The organism is Brevundimonas sp. M20 (assembly GCF_006547065.1).
Lineage (GTDB): Bacteria > Pseudomonadota > Alphaproteobacteria > Caulobacterales > Caulobacteraceae > Brevundimonas.
Genome location: NZ_CP041243.1, coordinates 37843 through 56787, shown reverse-complemented (window position 1 = coordinate 56787; position 18945 = coordinate 37843). Strand labels below are relative to the sequence as shown.

Here is an 18945-nt window from a genome sequence, read left to right as displayed (position 1 = left end):
AGGCGCGCGGGTGGAGCATGAGCGCGCCCCCCACTGCGGAGTTCCCATGTCCGACACCGGCGTCTTCCTCGGCCAATCGCCCGACAAGCCCGAAATCCTGCTGTACGGCCGCGCCAACCGGCACGGCGTGGTGGCGGGGGCCACCGGCACCGGCAAGACGGTGACCCTGCAGATCATGGCCCAGGGCTTCTCGGACGCGGGCGTCCCGGTCTTCTGCGCCGATGTGAAGGGCGACCTGTCGGGCATCGCCCTGCCCGGATCACCGAACGAAAAGCTGCTGGCCCGCGCCCAGGGCATGGGGCTGACGCTGGACCCAAGGGCCGCCCCGGTCGTGTTCTGGGACCTGTACGGCCAGAAGGGCCATCCCATCCGCACCACCGTCAGCGAGATCGGCCCGCTGCTGCTGGCCCGGATGCTGAACCTGAACGATGTGCAGGAGGGCGTGCTGTCGGTGGTCTTCCACGTCGCGGATCAGGAAGGCCTGCTGCTGCTGGACCTCGACGACCTGCGCGCCATGCTGGTCTATGTGGGCGAGAACGCCGAACGGATCGGGCGCGAGGTGGGCAATGTGGCCCCGGCCTCCATCGCCGCCATCCAGCGCTCCCTGCTGCAGCTGGAGCAACAGGGCGGGGGCGCCTTCTTCGGCGAACCGGCCCTGCGTCTGGAGGACATGCTGCGCACCGGTCTGGATGGCCGGGGACAGGTCAATGTGCTGGACGCGACCAAGCTGATGAACAGCCCGCGCCTGTACGCGGCCTTCCTGCTGTGGCTGCTGTCCGAACTGTTCGAGCAACTGCCCGAGGTCGGCGACCCGGAGAAGCCGCGTCTGGTCTTCTTCTTCGACGAGGCCCACCTGCTGTTCAACGACACACCGGACGCCCTGCGCGAGAAGGTCGAACAGGTCGTGCGCCTGATCCGGTCCAAGGGCGTGGGCGTCTATTTCGTCACCCAGAACCCGGCCGACATTCCGGACAGCGTGCTGGCCCAGCTGGGCAACCGCATCCAGCATGCCCTGCGCGCCTATACCCCGTCCGAGCAGAAGGGGCTGAAGGCCGCCTCGCAGAGCTTCCGGCCCAATCCGGCCTTCGACACGGCGGAATGCATCCAGGGTCTGGGCGTCGGCGAGGCGCTGGTCTCGACGCTGGACGAGAAGGGTGCGCCCAACATCGTCGGCCGCACCGCCATCCGTCCGCCCGACTCGCGGCTGGGACCGGCGACGGACGCCGAACGCGCCCAGATCATGGCCGCCAGCCCGGTGCGGGGCCTGTACGACACCGTCGTGGACCGGGACTCCGCCGCCGAAATCCTCGCCGTCCGCCGGGGCGAGGCCGATCAGGCCGCCGCGGACGCGAGGCTTGCGGAAGCGAAGGCCAAGGCGGACGCCGCCGCCGCGAAGGACGCCGAAAAGGCCGCTGTCGCGCGCGAGAAGGAACAGGCCCGGATGCAGGCCCGATATGAGCGGGAAGCGGCGCGGTCCCGCGCCCCGGCCCGTGCGCCCGCGCGCCGATCGACCCGCGAAACGCCGGTGGAGGCGATGACCAAGTCGGTTCTGAGAACGGCGGGGAGCACGCTTACGCGCGAACTGCTGCGCGGGATTCTGGGCGGGTTGAAGCGGCGGTAAGTCCGCCTAACGCTTGGGCACCAGCCGCCACATCCGGAGCGGATGCCGCACGGCGCCCGCTTCGGCGCCCGCAGCGTCGCCCCGGCCCATGTAGAGGTCGGCGCGGACCGGGCCGCGGATGGCCGAGCCGGTGTCCAGCGCCACGACCAGCCCGCGATAGCTGCCGCGCGCGCCGGCCAGATTACCGCCGTCGGCGCTGATCCAGACCAGATCGCCGTAGCGCCAGTGGGCGGGATCGACCGCGATGGCGCGCCGGGCGGGCAGGGGAACACCCGCCGCGCCGGACGGATCGCCGCCGTCGTCCGGGTCCATGCGGAAGAAGATGTAGCGGGGGTTCAGGGCCATGACCGCCCGGGCCTCGGCCCCCCGATGCGCAGCCAGCCAGCCCCGGATCGCATCGCCCGAGGTTCCGTTTTGCGGAAGCAGGCCCTGCCGGACCATGGGGGTGGCGATGCCGACGAAGGTCTGGCCGTTATCAGCGGCGTAGGACGCCCGCGCCCTGGAGCCGTCCTCGAAGGTCAGATAGCCCGATCCCTGGATCTGCATAAAGAACAGGTCCTCGGCGCGCATCCAGGCGAGGGCGGCGGTGGGCGGCGCGGCCTCGATCTCGGCGCGGGGCGGCAGGGTCTGGCCCCGACGCCAGCCGGCGGGCGCGGCCAGAACCGGCATGTCGAACTCGGCGGTCTGAACCCGGCTGGCCGGGTATTCGGGCGCGAAATAGGAGGTCAGCAGGCCCGCGCGGTCGGCGGTTTCCTGCTCGACCACCGTGAAGCCCGCCTCGAAGAAGGCGCGGGCCATGGAGGGTGTGACCGGACGCGAGGTCTGGCGGATGTGCATGGCCCGGTCGCACTGTGCGCGCAGGGCGGTGTCGCGCGAGACCCGACAGCCGTCGGCGAAGGCGTTGAACGCCGCCAGATGATCTTCCTCGTCCCAGCCGGGCAGGGAGGCCGGGCTGACACCGACCACCGGCTCGGGGCGAGGGTCAGGCCGGGGCTCGGCCGGACGAGGCGGCTGGGGCCGTGTCGGCGCGGAGGGTTCCGACGCTGGCGGGGCGACCGGCGGCCGGGTGGCGCAGGCCGCCAGAAGCGTCACCATAAGGGCGAGAACCGCGCCCCGAATATTCACGGCGCGGTGGGAGGTCACGGTCAGGCCGTCGCCGCCTCGGTTCGCGCCAGCACCCAGTTCGGGTCATTGGCGCCAAGGGTGCGTTCGAAGGTCCATATCTCGGCCACGCGCCGCTCTTCGATCTGTTCCTCCGCCGAGCCGTCGGCGGGCTTCACGCGGCTGCGCAGTTCGGCGAGGAAGCGAACCTTGGCGATGGCCAGATCTTCCTTCGCCGTCGCCAGCTCCAGATCCGCGCGGGCCGGATGCACAAACTCCACCGTCTCGGTCTCGCCGCGCGCCTCACGGGCGGCCATGCCGCCTTCGAAGGACTGCATGACCGTGGAGGTCAGAAGGGGCCTCAGCGCCTCCCGGTCACCGGCGGCATAGGCGCGAACGATGCTTTCGTGCGCGGCGCGCGCGCCTTCGAGGAAGCGGACGGGGTCGAAGGCCGGATCACGGGCCTTCAGACCGGCGATCGCGGCCAGGGTGACGCTGTCCAGAACGCTGCGGCCCGGCTGGCCGGCGGGATCGGCCGGATTGACAGCGGCCGCCGGTTTGGCGCGGGCGTCTTCCTCGGGCTGGCGGCCGACCTTCTTGCCCAGCACATTGTAGAGCTGGAACAGGACAAAGGCCGCAATGACGGCGAAGATGACGATCTGGACCGAAACCGGGGGCACGGGACATCCTTGACTGGCGGCGTGGGAACGACGCGGAACATGACGATTAGGGGCTGATATAGGGCCGCGCAAGGCGAAGCGCCCCCCCGGTTGGGCGAGCGTCGTTGCCGCAGGGGGGCGCGCATGGTAGTCGCGGCGCCTTCCGGGCGTGCGCCCGACCCACATTCCAGACAGAACTTCCACCCATGACCGACGCCGCTCCGCCCGCCGACGCCAACCCCGCCGTGACCGGCGGCCAACCCCAGGGTCCGGGCTTCCGTATCGTCGCCCAGTACGTGAAGGACCTGTCCTTCGAAAACCCGAAGGCGCCGGACAGCCTGCGCATCGACGGCAAGCCGGCCATCGACATGGGCGTGGAAATGAACGCCTCGGGCCGTCAGGACGGTCTGTTCGAGGTTGAGCTGCGCCTGTCGATCAAGGCCTCGACCGACACCATGGCCGTGTTCCACGTCGAGCTGGTCTATGGCGGCCTGTTCGCCCTGCAGGGCGTGTCGGAGCAGGACATCGAACCCATGCTGCTGATCGAATGCCCGCGCTACCTGTTCCCGTTCGCTCGCGAGATCATCGCCCGCGCGACCTCGGACGGCGGCTTCTATCCGCCCTTCATGCTGGACCCGATCGACTTCGCGGCCATCTACGTCGCCCGCCAGCAACAGATCGCCCGCGGCCCGGCCGACACCGGCCAAGCCTGATCCGATACAGGATTTGAGGACGGAGCAGGCTTCGTCCTCAAGCAGCGAGCGACCGCGTCGCGAGCGTTAGGACAAAAGAGAAAAGGCGTCCGTCAGGCGGCGGGCGCCTTTTCCATGTCCAGACCATAACCCTCCCAAAGGGTATGGTCCTTGAGCGTGGCCTTGAGGAATTCGAGATGAGCCGCGCGTTCGGCCTCGGTCGAGCGGGCGGCCAGCGGGCGCGGACGCGCGCCGTGGGCGGCGGCCGTCACCGGGCCGGACACCGCCGTCACCCGGGCCGACGACAGATCCAGCCGTCTTTCCTTGCCGCCGCGCAGCTCCAGATAGACCTCGGCCAGCAGGCGGGCGTCGATCAGGGCGCCGTGGAACGTCCGGTCGGCCAGGCTGACCTTGAAGCGTTTGCACAAGGCGTCCAGCGAGTTCGGCATGCCCGGAAACTTCTTCTGGGCCAGCTGCAGGGTGTCGATCCAGCGGCTGCCGTCGATCAGCGGGTGGGCGATCCGCGCATATTCAAAGTCGATGAAATTGCGGTCGAACTGGGCGTTGTGGGCGATGACCGGCGCGTCGCCGATGAAGGCGTCCAGTTCCTTGACGATGTCGGCGAACCGGGGGGCGTCCTTGACCTTGTCGTCCGTGATGCCGTGAACGCGGGTCGCGTCCGGCGGGATCAGCCGGTCCGGATTGACAAGGGTGTGATAGGTCCGCCCCGTCGGCAGCAGGTCCATCAGCTCGATACAGCCGACCTCGATCAGCCGGTCGCCCGTCTTCGGGTCGAAGCCGGTGGTTTCCGTATCCAGAACGATCTCGCGCATGACCCCTTAATGGAGCCGTTCGGGCGTCGGTGAAAGGGCGCGGCGCGGGGAGACCCACTCCGGCGACAGGACTGTCCCCACGATTTCGGCGACGGCGGCGCGGGCGGGCTCCAGTCCCCGGCCTGTCTCGACCACGAAATCGGCGCGGGCGCGCTTCTCCGCATCGGGCAGCTGGCGGGCCAGAATGGCCTCGAACCGTTCGCGGGTCATGCCGGGCCGGGCCAGAACCCGTTCCGCCTGCACCTGCGGCGGAGCGCTGACCACCACCACCGCATCGACGGCGGCGTCGCCACCGGTCTCGAACAGCAGGGGAATATCCAGCACGGCGAGTTTCACGCCCCGCGCCTCTGCCGCCGCCAGATCGGCCAGGCGACCGCGGGCCACCAGCGGATGGACAATGGCCTCAAGCCGTCTGAACGCCTGATCGTCGCGGCCCAGAACCTCGGCCAGCCGGGTGCGATCAACGGCGCCGTCCACGACCACGCCCGGAAAGGCCTCGCCGATCGGCTCGACCGCCGCGCCGCCGGGCGCATAGAGCTGATGCACCGCCTCGTCGGCGTTCCAGATCAGGGCGCCGTGGTCGGCGAACATGGCGGTGGTGGTCGACTTGCCCATGCCGATTGAGCCGGTGAGGCCAAGCAGGATCATGCGACCTCTCCCAGACGGCGCAGGACGGCGGTGCGGACATCCACCGACGGCGCGGGGACGCCGAACAGGGCCTCGAAGGACGGACGGGCCTGACCGATCAGCATGGCCAGACCGTCCACCGCCGTCAGGCCCCGCGCCCGACCCGCGGCGAGGAAGGGGGTGATCAGCGGCTTGTAGGTCATGTCCATCAGGACGGCGTCCGCGCGCAGGGCGGCGATGTCGATCTCCGGCCGCACGCTGAGGGCGTTGACGATCAGGGCGGCGTCCTTGACGGCATGGTCTTCGGCGACGGCACATCCCAGATCCGCGGACAGGGCCTCGGCGCGGGCGCGGGTGCGGTTCAGGACCGAGACCTCGGCCCCGGCATCGCGCAAGGCGGCGACCGCGGCGCGAGCCGCACCACCGGCGCCCAGCACCACGACGGGCGCGCCCGCGGGATCAAAAGCCGGAGCCCGCTCCGCCAGCGCCGTCATCAGGCCGAAGCCGTCGGTGCTGTCCGCGGACAGGCGACCGTCATTGAAGACCAGCAGGTTGGCCGAGCCACAGGCGCGGGCCATGGCGCTGACCTCATCGGCCAGGGCGAGGGCGCGTTCCTTGAACGGCGCGGTGACGTTCAGTCCACGCAGGGCGCCCGAGCGCACCCCGGCGATCAGGGCGTCGAACCCGGCCTCATCTGCCGGACCGAAGGGTTCATAAGTGGCGTTCAGCCCGGCGGCCTCGATCCACAGTCCGTGGATCAGCGGACTGAGCGAATGACTGATCGGCTGGCCGGCGACCCCGGAGTGGATCGTCATACGAGCAGCACTCCGGCCCGGCGCAGCTCCGCCAGCACCGGCCACAACGGCATGCCCAGAACGGTGAAGTAGTCGCCATCGATACGGTCGAACAGCTGCGAGCCCATGCCCTCCAGCTTGTAGGAGCCCACGCTGGTCAGCAGCCCCTCGCCCTCACGCGCCAGATAGGCGTCCAGGAAGGCGTCGGAGAAGTTCCGCACCTGCATGGCTGCGGTGTCGACGCCGGACCAGACGATCTGGCCGTTGCGGGCCAGCGCGGCGCCGGAATGCAGATGGTGAGCTTTTCCACGCATGGCCGACAGACGGGCGCGGGCGTCCTCCAGACTTTTCGCCTTGGAGATCAGGCCCCCGTCGAAGGCCAGGGTCTGGTCGGCGCCCAGCACCCAGGCGTCGGCGTCGTGGCGCGAGACGGCCAGCGCCTTCACCCGGGCCAGTTCGACGGCGAGACCGGCGGGGTCCGCCGGATCGTGCACAGCCTTGACCGCATCCTCGTCCACATCGGCGACCTGAACGGTGAAGGGCACGCCGGCGTTGTCCAGCATGGCGCGGCGGGCGGCGCTCTTTGACGCCAGGATCAGACGCTCGCCTACCATGACGCAGCCGCCCGTTTGGTACGGCGCTCATTCAGGACGTTGATGATGGCGGCGGCGGTCTCCTCGACCGAGCGGCGGGTGACGTCGATCACCGGCCAGCCCCGACGCTCGAACGCCCGGCGCGCCTTGACCGTCTCCTCGCGCACGGAGTCGTGGTCGATATAGGTCGAGGCATGGCTGGCGTTGAGACCATCCAGCCGATTGCGGCGGATCTGGACCAGACGGTCCGGCGAAACCGTCAGACCGATGACCAGCGGATGCTTGAGCTGTGTCAGGCGCTCACCGTCTTCCTGTCCGGGGACCAGGGGGACATTGGCGGCCCGGATGCCGCGGTGGGCCAGATAGATGCAGGTCGGGGTCTTGGAGGTGCGGCTGACCCCGCACAGGATGACGTCGGCGGTCTCCAGCTGCTCCGTCGTGCCCTGCCCGTCGTCATGGGCCATGGCGAAGTCCAGCGCCGCGATCCGGTCAAAATACTCATTGCTCAGCGCATGCTGGGCGCCGACGCGGGGGGCCAGGGCGGCGCCCAGGTAGCGGGACAGCACCGTCTCAAGCGGGTCCAGCGCCGCGATCTGGGGCATGTCCAGCCTGCGGCAGCCTTCTTCCAGCTGTTCGCGCAGCTCCCGATCCACAAGGGTGTGCAGGACAACGCCGGGGGCGGCGGCGATCTCGTCCAGAACCCGCTCCATCTGCCGGTCCGAACGGACCAGGGCGTAGATGTGCTCGATGGGAATGACCCCGTCGAAACGGGCCACCACGGCCTTGGCCATGGCGTTCAGGGTCTCGCCGGTCGAATCCGAGACCAGATGGACATGGAAATAGGTGGCGAGTTTCGACGCGCCGGCGGGACGCGCGGGGCTCATCGCGTGGTCCCCCGACGCCGCAGACTCATCGGGATAAACGGTCCGTTCAACGGGGACTCCTGTGGAAAGGACGGGGCGCCGTTCGGTTCATGACCGGGCGCCGATCTCTATAGCCGTCCCCGTTCCCGGTCGCGAGCGGGATGAAGGTGGACGGGAGGGTCCGTCTTCAGCCCGTTCATCCACCGGCGGGCGGTTCCGGGCGGACGGCTTGTGGAGGAACCGGACTCGACGAAACCGGCGCCCAGGCGGCCACCCGGCGCAAACCCCCGAAAACGCCCGCTGTTAAGGTCTTGTTAATGGTTATCCCCGGTATCGACAGGCGCCACCGGGTCTGTCGATCGCCCTGTGACTGAATCCGCACAAGCCGTCCGTCCGCGGCCTTTTCGACCGACTTGTCCCCGCCATCCCCGGCCCAACCCACTTCCTTCCACCCTTTTCAAATTTGAATGTTTGGGAAGGGAAAGGGTGCGACACGGGGCCGGGCTTGAGCCTGTCCCCCCGCCCCGGTAAGCCGACGATCAAATGACGATCTCGAATGACACTCCCCTGTTCCTGAAAGCCCTGGCCGGGGAGACGACCGCTCGTCCTCCGGTATGGTTCATGCGTCAGGCCGGGCGCTACCTGCCGGAATACCGGGCGCTGCGGGCGACCACGCCGGGCTTTATCGAGTTTTGTCACGATCCTGAGAAAGCTGCCGAGGCGACGCTTCAGCCGATGCGCCGGTTCGGCTTTGATGCGGCCATCGTGTTCGCCGACATCCTGCTGATCCCCCGGGCTTTGGGTCAGGACGTCTGGTTCGAGGCCGGGGAAGGTCCCCGGCTGGGCGAGATGCCGTCGGTCGAGGCCATGCGGGACAGGGCCGATGGCGCGGGCGAGGCCCTGTCATCCATTGGTCAGACCCTGAGCCTGGTTCGGGAACAACTCGATCCGTCCAAGGCGCTGATCGGCTTCGCGGGCGCGCCCTGGACGGTGGCGACCTATATGCTAGACGGCGTGGCCCGGACCATCGGCAAGGGCGAGCGGGCGCAGGCCCGGACCTACGCCTATGCGGAGCCGGAGAAGGTGGCGGCGGTTCTGGACGTGCTGGTCGAGGCCACCGCCTACTATCTGAAGATGCAGGCCGACGCCGGGGCGCAGACGCTGAAAATCTTCGAGAGCTGGGCCGAGGGTCTGCCCGACGATCTGTTCGAGAGCCTTGTCCTGCAGCCGCATATCAAGCTGGTGAAGCGGGTGCGCGAACTTGGCGTCACCGTTCCCCTGATTGGCTTCCCAAGAGGCTCGGCGGCGCTGGCCGAACGCTATGCGCGCGAGGTCGAGGTTCAGGCCGTGGCCCTGGACACCGCCTGTCCCCTGCCGGTCGGTCAGGCGGTGCAGAAGATCAGGACCATCCAGGGGGCGCTCGATCCCCTGCTTCTGCGCACGGGCGGCCCGCTTCTGGATCGCCGCGTGGACCAACTGCGCGAGGTCTGGGGTCAGGGGCCGTGGATCTTCAATCTGGGCCACGGGATCATGCCGGATGTGCCGGTCGCCCATGTCGAGCAGGTGCTGAAACGGATCGGTGCGCAATGAGTGATGTGAAAGGCCGTCGTATCGCTGTCGTCCTGTTCAATCTGGGCGGGCCGGACGATCAGGCTTCGGTGAAACCCTTCCTGTTCAACCTGTTCAATGATCCGGCGATCATCGGCCTGCCGGGCCTGTTCCGGACACCGCTGGCGAAGCTGATCTCCAGCCGTCGTGAGACCAGCGCCCAGGCCAATTACGCCCTGATGGGCGGAGGATCGCCCCTGCTGCCAGGGACCCGGAAGCAGGCGGATGCTCTGGAATCCGTGCTCGGCGCGCGCCTGCCGGGGGATGAGGTGAAGACCTTCATCGCCATGCGGTACTGGCATCCGCTGACGGAAGAGACCGCTGCTGACGTCGCCGCCTTCGGGCCGGATGAGATCGTGCTTCTGCCGCTCTATCCGCAGTTCTCGACCACCACGACCGAAAGCTCGCTGAAGCGCTGGAATGAGGTCTATGCCGGGTCGGGCGTCACCCGCACCGTCTGCTGCTGGCCGGAGGCGCCGGGCTGGGTCACGGCGCAGGCGGACCTGATCCGGGACAAGCTGGCCGAGGCCGGAGGCAGGCCGGTGCGGGTCCTGTTCTCGGCCCACGGCATCCCCGAGGTGCTGGTCGAGAAGAAGGGCGATCCTTATCAGGAGCAGGTCGAAAGCACTTGCGCCGCCGTGGCCGCCGTGGCGGGTCTGACCGACTGGGCCCTCTGCTACCAGAGCCGGGTCGGCCCGATGAAATGGCTGGGACCGTCGACGCCCGAGGCGCTGGAACAGGCGGCAAGGGATGGCGTGGGCGCGGTGGTGGTTCCCATCGCCTTCGTTTCCGAACACGTCGAGACTCTCGTTGAGCTCGATATCGAGTACGGCGAGCTGGCGCATACGCTCGGCGTCGCGCCCTATCTGCGGGTTCCGGCGGTCGGGGTGACGGCGGCCTTCATCAACGAACTGGCCGAGGCGGCCGTCGGGGCGCTTGCGCGAACCGGCGTCGCGCCGCACGGTCCCGGCTGTCGCGCGGACTGGAAGGCCTGCCCGCGCACCTGCGAGCGGAGAGCGGCGTGAACACCTATGACGTGGTTCGGGGCCTTCACATCCTGGCGGTGATCGCCTGGATGGCCGGGATGCTCTTCCTGCCGCGCCTGTTCGCCTATGACGCCGAACAGAACGCCAAGGCCGAGCCGCTGAAGAGCGAGATGCAGGGCCTGCTGCGGGTCTGGCAGACCCGCCTGCTGCGCATCATCATCAACCCAGCCATGATCCTGGCCTTCATCTTCGGCGCCTGGCTGTTCTGGCTACGCAGCGGCGAGGGGGCGGACTGGAGCTTCGCCCATCAGCCGTGGATGGTGACCAAGCTGGTCGGCGTCTTCCTGCTGGCCGGCTGGCACGGTTTTCTGGCCGGGCAGCGTAGGAAGATCGCCGCCGGGACCTCGAAATACTCCGGCAAGTTCTGGCGCATGACCAATGAGATTCCGTTCGTGCTGGCCATCATCATGGTGCTGTCGGTGACGACGGAGTGGACGCTGGGCTGACCCTGTCCTCCCCGTTCGCGTTGCGAATGGGGAGGTGTCGCGCTTCGAATACGAAGCGTGACGGAGGGGACGGCTCTGACTTCCGAAGACGGCCCGCTAACCCCATATCGCCTGTGTCGCACCCTCCGCCTCGTCGGCGGACGCCGACGAGCCACCTCCCCATCGCGAACCGCGACGGGGAGGAGATGCTTGACCTGACCCCCGGAAGCATGGTTTCGCTGGTCGCGAACCGGTCCTGGCCCTCTGCCGGACGGTCCCTCTCTCCTCGCGATGCCTGCCGGATCGACCCTGTGGGATCCCATCGCACCTCCTGCCGGCCGCAAGGCCAACATCGCCAGCCTGCCTGACCTCGCTTTCCGGCGAGCGCCCGGGCGCGCATGCCAGAAGTAGATACCCATGACCGACGTCCGCGACACCGATCCGACCGCGCCCGCGACCGAAACCCTGGATGAGGTTTCCAACGAAGTCTCCGCCGCCGACCTGCCGATGGTCGATCAGGAGGCCGATGAGGATGAGGACGGCGAGCCGATCGTCCCGAACGGCCGCATCACCCTGGCCGAGCTGAACGCCAAGACCCCGGAAGATCTGGTCGCCTTCGCCGAGGGGCTTGAGGTCGAGAACGCCTCGAACCTGCGCAAGCAGGACCTGCTGTTCGCCATCCTCAAGGCCCTGGCCGAGGAAGAGGTCGAGATCATCGCCGACGGCGTTCTGGAAATCCTGCCGGACGGCTTCGGCTTCCTGCGCAGCCCGGACGCCAACTACCTTCCGGGTCCGGACGATATCTATGTCTCGCCGTCGCAGATCCGCCGCTTCGGCCTGCGCTCGGGCGACACGATCCATGGCGCCGTCCGCGGTCCGCGCGAGGGTGAGCGTTATTTCGCCCTGCTGAAGGTCGACACGATCAATCTGGAAGACCCGGAACTGGTCAAGACCAAGGTCCTGTTCGACAACCTGACCCCGCTCTATCCCGAAGAGCGGATTCACATGGAGATCCAGGACCCGACCCTGAAGGATCGTTCGGGCCGGGTGATCGACATCGTCGCCCCACTCGGCAAGGGCCAGCGCTGCCTGATCGTCGCCCCGCCGCGCGTCGGCAAGACGGTCATGCTGCAGAACATCGCCAAGTCGATCGAGCGCAACCACCCGGAAGTCTTCCTGATCGTCCTGCTGATCGACGAACGCCCGGAAGAAGTGACGGACATGCAGCGCACGGTGAAGGGCGAGGTCATCGCCTCGACCTTCGACGAGCCGGCCACCCGCCACGTCGCCGTCGCCGAAATGGTGATCGAAAAGGCCAAGCGTCTGGTCGAGCACAAGAAGGACGTCGTGATCCTGCTGGACTCGATCACCCGTCTGGGCCGCGCCTACAACGCCACCGTCCCGTCGTCGGGCAAGGTGCTGACCGGCGGTGTCGACGCCAACGCCCTGCAGCGGCCCAAGCGCTTCTTCGGCGCCGCGCGGAACGTGGAGCAGGGGGGCTCGCTGACCATCATCGCCACCGCCCTGATCGACACCGGCTCGCGCATGGACGAGGTGATCTTCGAAGAGTTCAAGGGCACCGGTAACTCGGAAATCGTCCTGGACCGCAAGGTCGCCGACAAGCGTATCTTCCCGGCCATCGACGTGCTCAAGTCGGGCACCCGCAAGGAAGACCTCATCACGCCGAAGGACCAGCTGGCCAAGACCTACGTTCTGCGCCGCATCCTCAACCCGATGGGGCCGCAGGACGCGATCGAGTTCCTGCTCGACAAGCTGCGCCAGTCCAAGAACAACAGCGACTTCTTCCAGTCGATGAATACCTGATCCGCAGCCGCGGACCGGATATGGAAAGGGCCCCGGAGCGATCCGGGGCCCTTTTCTTTTGTGTGGGGATCAGGGGATCAGCAGCGTCGATCCCGTTGTCTTCCGACCGGCCAGAGCCTCATGCGCCTGACGCACCTCCGCCAGCGGGAAGGTCTGGCCGATCTCGACCTTCACCGCGCCGGATCGGATGACGGCGAACAGGGCGGCGGCGCTGGCGTCGAGTTCTTCCACTGTAGCGACATAGTCGAACAGGGTCGGGCGGGTAACGTAAAGCGAGCCGCCGCGCGACAGGCGCAGGGGATCGAACGGCGGCACCGGGCCGGACGCATTGCCGAACAGGACCAGGGTTCCGCGCCGCTTGAGGCTGGCCAGCGACGCCTCGAAGGTGTCCTGACCGACGGAGTCATAGGCGACGGCGACGCCCCGGCCTTTGGTGATGTCCTTCACGCGGGCGGCGACGTCCTCGCGGTCATAGAGGATGACGTGGTCGCTGCCGTGGGCCTTGGCCAACTCGGCCTTGGCCTCGGACCCGACAGTCCCGATCACCGTGGCGCCCAGCGACTTCGCCCATTGGCCAAGGATCAGGCCGACCCCCCCGGCGGCGGCGTGGAGCAAGATCTCGTCGCCCTGTTTCACGTGAAACGCGCGGTTGACCAGAAACTCGGCGGTCATGCCCTTCAGCATGACGGCGGCAGCCACCTCCAGGCTGATGTCGTCCGGGACGGCGACGGCGGCGGTTTCAGGCATCAGGTGGAATTGGCTGTAGGCGCCGACCGGGGCGGTGGCGGTGGCGACGCGGTCGCCGACCTTGAAGCGCGTGACGCCCTCGCCGACCGCCTCGACCACGCCGGCGGATTCCTTGCCGAGGCCCGACGGGAGGGGAAGGGGGTAGAGGCCGGTGCGCTGATAGATGTCGATGAAGTTCAGACCGACCGCGACATTGCGGATCAGGATTTCGCCGGGTCCGGGGGAAGGGACGGGAACCTCGACCAGATCCAGAACCTCAGCCCCGCCGTGGTGATCGAAGCGGACGGCGGATTGGGTTGAGGGGAGGCTCATGCTCGGGTTCCTTTGGCAGGCCGGATTGGTCTAGGACTGTCCCTGACAGATTGGAGCGATCCCATGAAAATCAACGTCGAGATCGACTGTACCCCCGCGGAGGCGCGGGCCTTCCTCGGCCTGCCTGATGTGACCCCGTTGAACGACGCCATGGTCGCCGAGATGCAAAAGCGGATGGAGGCCAATGTCGCCGCCATGCAGCCCGAGGAACTGATGAAGACCTGGACCAGCTTCGGCCTTCAGGCCCAAGACCAGTTCCGCCGCCTGATGGAAGGGGCGATCAAGTCGTGACCCGCCGTGTCCTCCCCGCGACGCGGGGAGGGGGACCGCGAAGCGGTGGAGGGGCTTTGTCCGTTCTCGCCGCCGCCGACCCCTCCGTCACGGCGCAAGCGCGCCGCGCCACCTCCCCGCAGATCGGGGAGGAGATTCTGACGCCATGAGTGACACTATCTTCGCCCTCGCCACCCCGCCGGGCCGGGGGGCGATCGCCATTGTGCGGTTGAGCGGCCCGGGCACGGATGCGGCTCTCGCGGGTCTCGGCGCGCGCGGACTGAGGGCGCGGATGGCGTCGCTTCGGACCCTGAGCCATGAGGGCGGAGTCGTCGATCAGGCGCTGGTCCTGCGTTTTCCCGGACCGAACTCCTATACCGGCGAGGACTGCGCTGAGCTGCATCTGCACGGCGGACGGGCGGTGGTGGAGGCGGCGTCGAGGGCGCTGATGGCCTTGGGTCTGCGCCCCGCTGATCCGGGCGAGTTCACCCGCCGGGCGTTCGAGAACGGCCGTATGGATCTGGCCCAGGCCGAGGCCGTGGCCGACCTGATTGACGCCGAAACGACAGCGCAGGCGGCCCAGGCGCTGGGCCAGCTGGAGGGCGCGCTCGGCGCCGCCTATGCCGGTTTCCGCCGCGATCTTCTGAAGGCTTTGGCTTTGGTCGAGGCTGAAATCGACTTTCCGGATGAAGAGGTCCCGGACAATCTGGCGCGCACGGCCGGGCCGGTTCTGGACGGACTGATCGCCGACCTGAAGGCCGCCCTGGCCGATGCCGGACGGGGCGAGCGGGTGCGTGAAGGCTATCGCATCGTTCTGATCGGCGAGACCAACGCCGGCAAGTCGTCGCTGTTCAATGCGCTGGTGGCGCGGGAGGCGGCGATCGTCACCCCCATCGCCGGGACGACCCGCGACGTGCTGGATGCGGATCTGGTCATCGGCGGCTATGCGGTGACCCTGTCCGATACGGCGGGGCTGCGCGAAAGCGATGACCCGGTCGAGGCCGAGGGCGTTCGCCGGGCGCGCGTTCGGGCCGAACAGGCGGAACTGCGTCTGTGGGTCCGGGCGCCCGGAGACGCCGAGGGTGTCGCCGCCGACTATGCGAAGCCCGAGGACCTGTTGGTGCTGACCAAGGCCGACATCGACCGCGCCGCCCCGCCGCCTGATCGGGAGGCGCTGGTGGTCAGCACGACGACCGGGGAGGGGATGGCGGCCCTGCACGACTGGATCGCGGCTCGTCTGGCCCGAGACCTGTCCGGCGCGGACTTTCCGGCCGTCACCCGTGAACGCCACCGCCGTCGGCTGGAGGAGGCCCTGATCTCGGTCGAGGCCGGACGTCGGGCGCTCGATCTGGCGCCGGAGATGGCGGGAGACGACCTGCGACGAGCGGCCGAGGCGCTGGCCCGGGTGACCGGCGCCATCGGGGTGGAGGACATTCTGGGCGAGGTCTTTTCGACGTTCTGCATCGGGAAGTAGGCGGCGAGCGAGCGGTGCTGGTGAGCAGCGGGGTGAGCGGAGCATGGTGTTTCACGTGAAACAGCGGCTCACTTCCTTGCTCACCAGCACTCTTCACCCCCACGGCGCCGGTGGAATTTCGGCCCGGTTTAGACTATCTCCCGGCGATGAAATCCTTTGATGTCATTGTCATCGGCGGCGGGCACGCCGGGTGTGAGGCGGCGGCCGCGTCGGCGCGGACCGGCGCGCGCACCCTGTTGCTGACCCAGAAGCTCGAGACCATCGGCGAGATGTCCTGCAACCCGGCCATCGGCGGTCTGGGCAAGGGCCATCTGGTGCGCGAGATCGATGCCCTGGACGGCGTCATGGGTCGGCTGGGCGATGTGTCCGGCATCCAGTTCCGGCTGCTGAACCGCTCCAAGGGCGCCGCGGTGCAGGGCCCGCGCAGTCAGATCGACAGACGCCTGTACCGCGAGGCCATGCAGGCCGAGCTGGCGCAGACCCCGAACCTCGAGCTGATGGCCGGGACGGCCGAGGGTCTGATCATGGACGGCGACCGGGTGGTCGGCGTGATCACTGACAGTGATGAGCACCTGTCGGCGGGCGCGGTTGTGCTGACGACCGGCACCTTCCTGAACGGGGTCATTCACAAGGGCGACGAACGCACACCCGCCGGTCGCCATGGCGAGGCCCCCTCGACCGGTCTGGCCGCGGACCTCTATGGCGCGGGCCTCCAGATGGGGCGGCTGAAGACCGGCACCCCCGCGCGTCTCGATGGCCGGACCATCGCCTGGGATCGGCTGGAGCATCAGGCGGCGGATGAACAGCCCGTGCCGTTCAGCTTCCTGACCAAACGTATCGACGTGCCCCAGATCACCTGTGGCGTGACCCACACCACGGAAGAGACGCACCGGATCATCGCCGAGAACCTGGGCGAGAGCGCGGTCTATGGCGGCCACCTGTCCGGCCGGGGTCCGCGCTATTGCCCGTCCATCGAGGACAAGGTGGTGCGGTTCGCCGACAAGACCTCGCACCAGATCTTCCTCGAGCCCGAGGGTCTGGATGATCCGACGGTCTATCCAAACGGCATTTCGACCTCGGTGTCCGACTCGACCCAGCTGGCCTTCCTGCGGACCATCCCGGGTTTGGAGCAGGTCGAGGTGTTCCGCTTCGGCTATGCCATCGAATACGACTACGTTGATCCACGTGAACTGAGCCCTGCTCTGGAAGTGAAGAAGCGGCCCGGCCTTTATCTGGCTGGCCAGATCAACGGCACGACCGGCTATGAGGAGGCGGGCGCTCAAGGGTTGATGGCGGGGCTGAACGCCGCGCGCGCGTCCGCCGGAAAGGCCCCGATCATTCTCGGTCGGGATCAGGCCTATATCGGCGTGATGATCGATGATCTGGTCACCAAGGGTGTGACCGAGCCCTACCGGATGTTCACCAGCCGGGCCGAGTACCGGCTGACCCTGCGCGCCGATAACGCAGATCAACGATTGACCCCACTGGGTGTCGAGGCGGGCGTCGTCGGTTCCAGTCGCGCGGAGTCTTTCGCGCTGAAGGCCGCTGAACTGTCGGCGGCGACCGCTGTTTCACGTGAAACGCTGTTTACGCCCAAGGAGGCGGGGGCGCTCGGAATCCGCGTCAACGCCGATGGTCAGCGTCGCTCGATCCGCGATCTGCTGCCCTTCCCCGGTGTGACGCTCGACACCTTCCTGCCGGTCTGTCCGCAGATCGCGGGCTGGTCGGCGCAGGTTCGCGAGCAGATCACCATCGACGCAGGCTATGCCGGTTATCTGGATCGTCAGGCGGCCGATGCCGAGGCCCTGCGTCGGGAAGAGGCGCTCGCCCTGCCGGTCGACCTCGACTATGCGGCTATCGGCAGCCTGTCGAATGAGGTGAAGGAGAAGCTGAGCCGCGTTCAGCCCCGCACCCTCGGACAGGCCGGGCGGATCGAGGGCATGACGCCCGGCGCCCTGACCGCCCTGTTGTCGCATGTGAAGAAGGCGCCACGGCCTTTGGAGGCTGATGCGTGAGTACCTATGATGCGGCCGCCTTCCAGGCGGAGTTCAACGCCACGCCGGCGCAGATGGGCGATCTGGAACGCTTTGTCGTTCGTCTGACTGAAGCCAATGCGGTGATGAATCTGATCGGGCCGGACACCCTGCCGGACGTCTGGAGCCGCCATTTCCGGGACTCGGCTCAGTTGCTGGATCTGGCCCCGGGCGCGAAAAGCTGGGCCGACCTCGGCGCGGGGGCGGGCTTCCCGGGCGTGGTTCTGGCCATCATGCTGAAGACCGACCCGAAGAGCCACGTCTGGCTGATCGATAGTCTCGGCAAGCGGTGCCGGTTCCTGCAGGAGGTGGTCGACGCCCTGTCCCTGCGCGCGACCGTCATCAACGGCCGCGCCGAGGACAATGTGGTTACCGTAAATGTCGTCACCGCGCGCGCGGTGGCGCCGATGGAGAAGCTGTTGGGCTATGCACAGCCTTATCTACAGCGCGGCGCCCAGGGATTGTTCCTGAAGGGCGAAAAGGCCGAGGTTGAGGTGGCGGAGGCTCGCAAGGTCTGGCAATTCAAAAGTGACCTCTCCGTCTCGCGCAGTGACCCGCGCGGCCGTATCGTATCTGTCCGGGGCATCAGCCGTGTCAAAAACTGGTAAGACCCGCGTCCTCGCCGTTTCGAACCAGAAGGGCGGGGTGGGAAAGACGACCACCGCGATCAACCTCGGCACCGCTCTGGCCGCCATCGGCGAGAAGGTGCTGATCGTCGACATGGACCCGCAGGGCAATGCCTCGACGGGTCTGGGTGTTCCACGTGAAACACGGCGAGTGACCATCTACGACGTGGTGGTGGACGGCCGCTCAGTCGATGACGCCGCAGTGCAGACGACCGTGCCCGGTCTCTTCATCATTCCGGCAGACGCCGACATGTCGGGCGTGGAAATCGAGCTGGGGCAGGCGGATCGCCGGTCCTTCCGCCTGCGTGACGCCCTGGCGGCGCAGGGCCGGGATGGCCAGACCCGGTATGACTATGTCCTGATCGACTGTCCGCCGTCGCTGAACCTGCTGACTTTGAACGCCATGGCCGCCGCCGACGCCGTCCTGGTGCCGCTGCAGTGCGAGTTCTTCGCGCTGGAGGGACTGACCCAGCTGATGAAGACCGTCGAGATGGTGCGCCAGAGCCTGAATCCGGCGCTGGAAATCCAGGGGCTGGTCCTGACCATGTATGACCGCCGCAGCGCCCTGTCGGGGCAGGTGGCCAACGATGTGCGCAATCACTTCGGCGACAAGGTCTATGACAGTGTCATTCCGCGCAATGTGCGCGTGGCCGAAGCGCCGTCGTTCGGCAAGCCGGCGCTGATTTACGATCTCAAATGCGCGGGCAGCCAGGCCTATCTCAAGCTGGCGCGTGAGGTGGTGGCGCGCGAGCGCAAACGCCTGAAGCAGGCCGCCTGATCAATGATTAGAAGAACGG

The 18945-nt window shown here is 67.8% G+C and carries 19 protein-coding genes; 11 read left to right on the top strand and 8 right to left on the bottom strand.

Annotated features, from left to right (window positions below):
• Positions 1-46 precede the first annotated feature (46 nt).
• Entirely contained in the window at positions 47-1621 is a 1575-nt protein-coding gene (locus FKQ52_RS00280) for a helicase HerA-like domain-containing protein (protein ID WP_141625317.1), read from the top strand.
• Between the two features lie 6 nt (positions 1622-1627).
• Here FKQ52_RS00280 and FKQ52_RS00275 read toward each other — a convergent pair whose 3' ends face one another.
• Both FKQ52_RS00275 and timA read right to left on the bottom strand, forming a co-directional pair.
• Positions 1628-2764 (bottom strand): MltA domain-containing protein, encoded by a 1137-nt coding sequence (locus FKQ52_RS00275; protein WP_240811691.1) that lies wholly within the window; start codon positions 2762-2764, stop codon positions 1628-1630.
• Positions 2765-2766: 2 nt separating this feature from the next.
• Positions 2767-3402 carry a TIM44-related membrane protein TimA gene (gene timA / locus FKQ52_RS00270; protein ID WP_240811690.1) on the bottom strand — a complete coding sequence of 212 codons (636 nt, stop codon included), beginning with the start codon at positions 3400-3402 and terminating at the stop codon, positions 2767-2769.
• 185 nt (positions 3403-3587) lie between these two features.
• Between timA and secB the strand changes: the two genes are divergently transcribed.
• Positions 3588-4094 (top strand): protein-export chaperone SecB, encoded by a 507-nt coding sequence (gene secB / locus FKQ52_RS00265; RefSeq protein ID WP_141625316.1) that lies wholly within the window; start codon positions 3588-3590, stop codon positions 4092-4094.
• Between the two features lie 92 nt (positions 4095-4186).
• Here the strand turns inward: secB and dnaQ are convergent, their stop codons facing one another.
• From dnaQ to FKQ52_RS00240, 5 genes are read right to left on the bottom strand one after another with little or no spacing between them, the layout of a single operon-like run.
• A complete protein-coding gene (gene dnaQ / locus FKQ52_RS00260) occupies positions 4187-4906 on the bottom strand; it encodes a DNA polymerase III subunit epsilon (RefSeq protein ID WP_141625315.1) in 720 nt (239 codons plus the stop codon).
• A 6-nt stretch (positions 4907-4912) separates the two neighbouring features.
• Entirely contained in the window at positions 4913-5554 is a 642-nt protein-coding gene (gene coaE / locus FKQ52_RS00255) for a dephospho-CoA kinase (protein ID WP_141625314.1), read from the bottom strand.
• Positions 5551-6348, bottom strand: a complete 798-nt coding sequence (locus tag FKQ52_RS00250) for a shikimate dehydrogenase (protein ID WP_141625313.1) — start codon at positions 6346-6348, stop codon at positions 5551-5553. The genes coaE and FKQ52_RS00250 overlap by 4 nt, the downstream gene beginning before the upstream one ends.
• Entirely contained in the window at positions 6345-6941 is a 597-nt protein-coding gene (locus tag FKQ52_RS00245) for a nucleoside triphosphate pyrophosphatase (RefSeq protein ID WP_141625312.1), read from the bottom strand. The genes FKQ52_RS00250 and FKQ52_RS00245 overlap by 4 nt, the downstream gene beginning before the upstream one ends.
• Positions 6935-7804 carry a pyruvate, water dikinase regulatory protein gene (locus tag FKQ52_RS00240; RefSeq protein ID WP_141625311.1) on the bottom strand — a complete coding sequence of 290 codons (870 nt, stop codon included), beginning with the start codon at positions 7802-7804 and terminating at the stop codon, positions 6935-6937. The genes FKQ52_RS00245 and FKQ52_RS00240 overlap by 7 nt, the downstream gene beginning before the upstream one ends.
• 522 nt (positions 7805-8326) lie before the next feature.
• Between FKQ52_RS00240 and hemE the strand changes: the two genes are divergently transcribed.
• From hemE to rho, 4 genes are all read left to right on the top strand, one after another.
• Positions 8327-9373 (top strand): uroporphyrinogen decarboxylase, encoded by a 1047-nt coding sequence (hemE, locus tag FKQ52_RS00235; protein WP_141625310.1) that lies wholly within the window; start codon positions 8327-8329, stop codon positions 9371-9373.
• Positions 9370-10416: a ferrochelatase gene (hemH, locus tag FKQ52_RS00230; RefSeq protein WP_141625309.1), complete on the top strand. Its 1047-nt coding sequence runs from the start codon at positions 9370-9372 to the stop codon at positions 10414-10416. The genes hemE and hemH overlap by 4 nt, the downstream gene beginning before the upstream one ends.
• Positions 10413-10883, top strand: a complete 471-nt coding sequence (locus tag FKQ52_RS00225; protein ID WP_141625308.1) for a CopD family protein — start codon at positions 10413-10415, stop codon at positions 10881-10883. The genes hemH and FKQ52_RS00225 overlap by 4 nt, the downstream gene beginning before the upstream one ends.
• Positions 10884-11279: 396 nt before the next feature.
• Positions 11280-12686 (top strand): transcription termination factor Rho, encoded by a 1407-nt coding sequence (rho, locus tag FKQ52_RS00220; RefSeq protein ID WP_141625307.1) that lies wholly within the window; start codon positions 11280-11282, stop codon positions 12684-12686.
• A 69-nt stretch (positions 12687-12755) separates the two neighbouring features.
• On the opposite strand, the gene FKQ52_RS00215 is transcribed toward rho, so the two are convergent.
• Complete coding sequence (locus tag FKQ52_RS00215) at positions 12756-13745, bottom strand: quinone oxidoreductase (RefSeq protein ID WP_141625306.1); 990 nt, start codon at positions 13743-13745, stop codon at positions 12756-12758.
• 63 nt (positions 13746-13808) lie between these two features.
• On the opposite strand from FKQ52_RS00215, the gene FKQ52_RS00210 reads away from it, so the two are divergent.
• The 5 genes from FKQ52_RS00210 (at position 13809) to FKQ52_RS00190 (ending at position 18926) form a co-directional block, all read left to right on the top strand.
• Positions 13809-14036 carry a DUF6489 family protein gene (locus FKQ52_RS00210; protein WP_141625305.1) on the top strand — a complete coding sequence of 76 codons (228 nt, stop codon included), beginning with the start codon at positions 13809-13811 and terminating at the stop codon, positions 14034-14036.
• Between the two features lie 145 nt (positions 14037-14181).
• Positions 14182-15489 (top strand): tRNA uridine-5-carboxymethylaminomethyl(34) synthesis GTPase MnmE, encoded by a 1308-nt coding sequence (mnmE, locus tag FKQ52_RS00205; RefSeq protein ID WP_141625304.1) that lies wholly within the window; start codon positions 14182-14184, stop codon positions 15487-15489.
• A gap of 146 nt (positions 15490-15635) precedes the next feature.
• A complete protein-coding gene (gene mnmG / locus FKQ52_RS00200; protein ID WP_141625303.1) occupies positions 15636-17504 on the top strand; it encodes a tRNA uridine-5-carboxymethylaminomethyl(34) synthesis enzyme MnmG in 1869 nt (622 codons plus the stop codon).
• Positions 17505-17557: 53 nt separating this feature from the next.
• Positions 17558-18130 carry a 16S rRNA (guanine(527)-N(7))-methyltransferase RsmG gene (gene rsmG, locus FKQ52_RS00195; RefSeq protein ID WP_141628163.1) on the top strand — a complete coding sequence of 191 codons (573 nt, stop codon included), beginning with the start codon at positions 17558-17560 and terminating at the stop codon, positions 18128-18130.
• Positions 18114-18926, top strand: coding sequence for a ParA family protein (locus tag FKQ52_RS00190; RefSeq protein ID WP_141625302.1), 813 nt, complete (start codon positions 18114-18116; stop codon positions 18924-18926). The genes rsmG and FKQ52_RS00190 overlap by 17 nt, the downstream gene beginning before the upstream one ends.
• Positions 18927-18945: the final 19 nt, after the last annotated feature.

Bases quoted from the DNA above. Each gene is read 5' to 3' on its own strand.
- FKQ52_RS00215 (WP_141625306.1), bottom strand. From the start codon at position 13,745: ATGAGCCTCCCCTCAACCCAATCCGCCGTCCGCTTCGATCACCACGGC.
- mnmE (WP_141625304.1), top strand. From the start codon at position 14,182: ATGAGTGACACTATCTTCGCCCTCGCCACCCCGCCGGGCCGGGGGGCG.
- FKQ52_RS00280 (WP_141625317.1), top strand. From the start codon at position 47: ATGTCCGACACCGGCGTCTTCCTCGGCCAATCGCCCGACAAGCCCGAA.
- dnaQ (WP_141625315.1), bottom strand. From the start codon at position 4,906: ATGCGCGAGATCGTTCTGGATACGGAAACCACCGGCTTCGACCCGAAG.
- FKQ52_RS00245 (WP_141625312.1), bottom strand. From the start codon at position 6,941: ATGGTAGGCGAGCGTCTGATCCTGGCGTCAAAGAGCGCCGCCCGCCGC.
- hemH (WP_141625309.1), top strand. From the start codon at position 9,370: ATGAGTGATGTGAAAGGCCGTCGTATCGCTGTCGTCCTGTTCAATCTG.
- secB (WP_141625316.1), top strand. From the start codon at position 3,588: ATGACCGACGCCGCTCCGCCCGCCGACGCCAACCCCGCCGTGACCGGC.
- FKQ52_RS00250 (WP_141625313.1), bottom strand. From the start codon at position 6,348: ATGACGATCCACTCCGGGGTCGCCGGCCAGCCGATCAGTCATTCGCTC.
- FKQ52_RS00240 (WP_141625311.1), bottom strand. From the start codon at position 7,804: ATGAGCCCCGCGCGTCCCGCCGGCGCGTCGAAACTCGCCACCTATTTC.
- coaE (WP_141625314.1), bottom strand. From the start codon at position 5,554: ATGATCCTGCTTGGCCTCACCGGCTCAATCGGCATGGGCAAGTCGACC.
- rho (WP_141625307.1), top strand. From the start codon at position 11,280: ATGACCGACGTCCGCGACACCGATCCGACCGCGCCCGCGACCGAAACC.
- FKQ52_RS00210 (WP_141625305.1), top strand. From the start codon at position 13,809: ATGAAAATCAACGTCGAGATCGACTGTACCCCCGCGGAGGCGCGGGCC.
- rsmG (WP_141628163.1), top strand. From the start codon at position 17,558: ATGGGCGATCTGGAACGCTTTGTCGTTCGTCTGACTGAAGCCAATGCG.
- mnmG (WP_141625303.1), top strand. From the start codon at position 15,636: ATGAAATCCTTTGATGTCATTGTCATCGGCGGCGGGCACGCCGGGTGT.
- hemE (WP_141625310.1), top strand. From the start codon at position 8,327: ATGACGATCTCGAATGACACTCCCCTGTTCCTGAAAGCCCTGGCCGGG.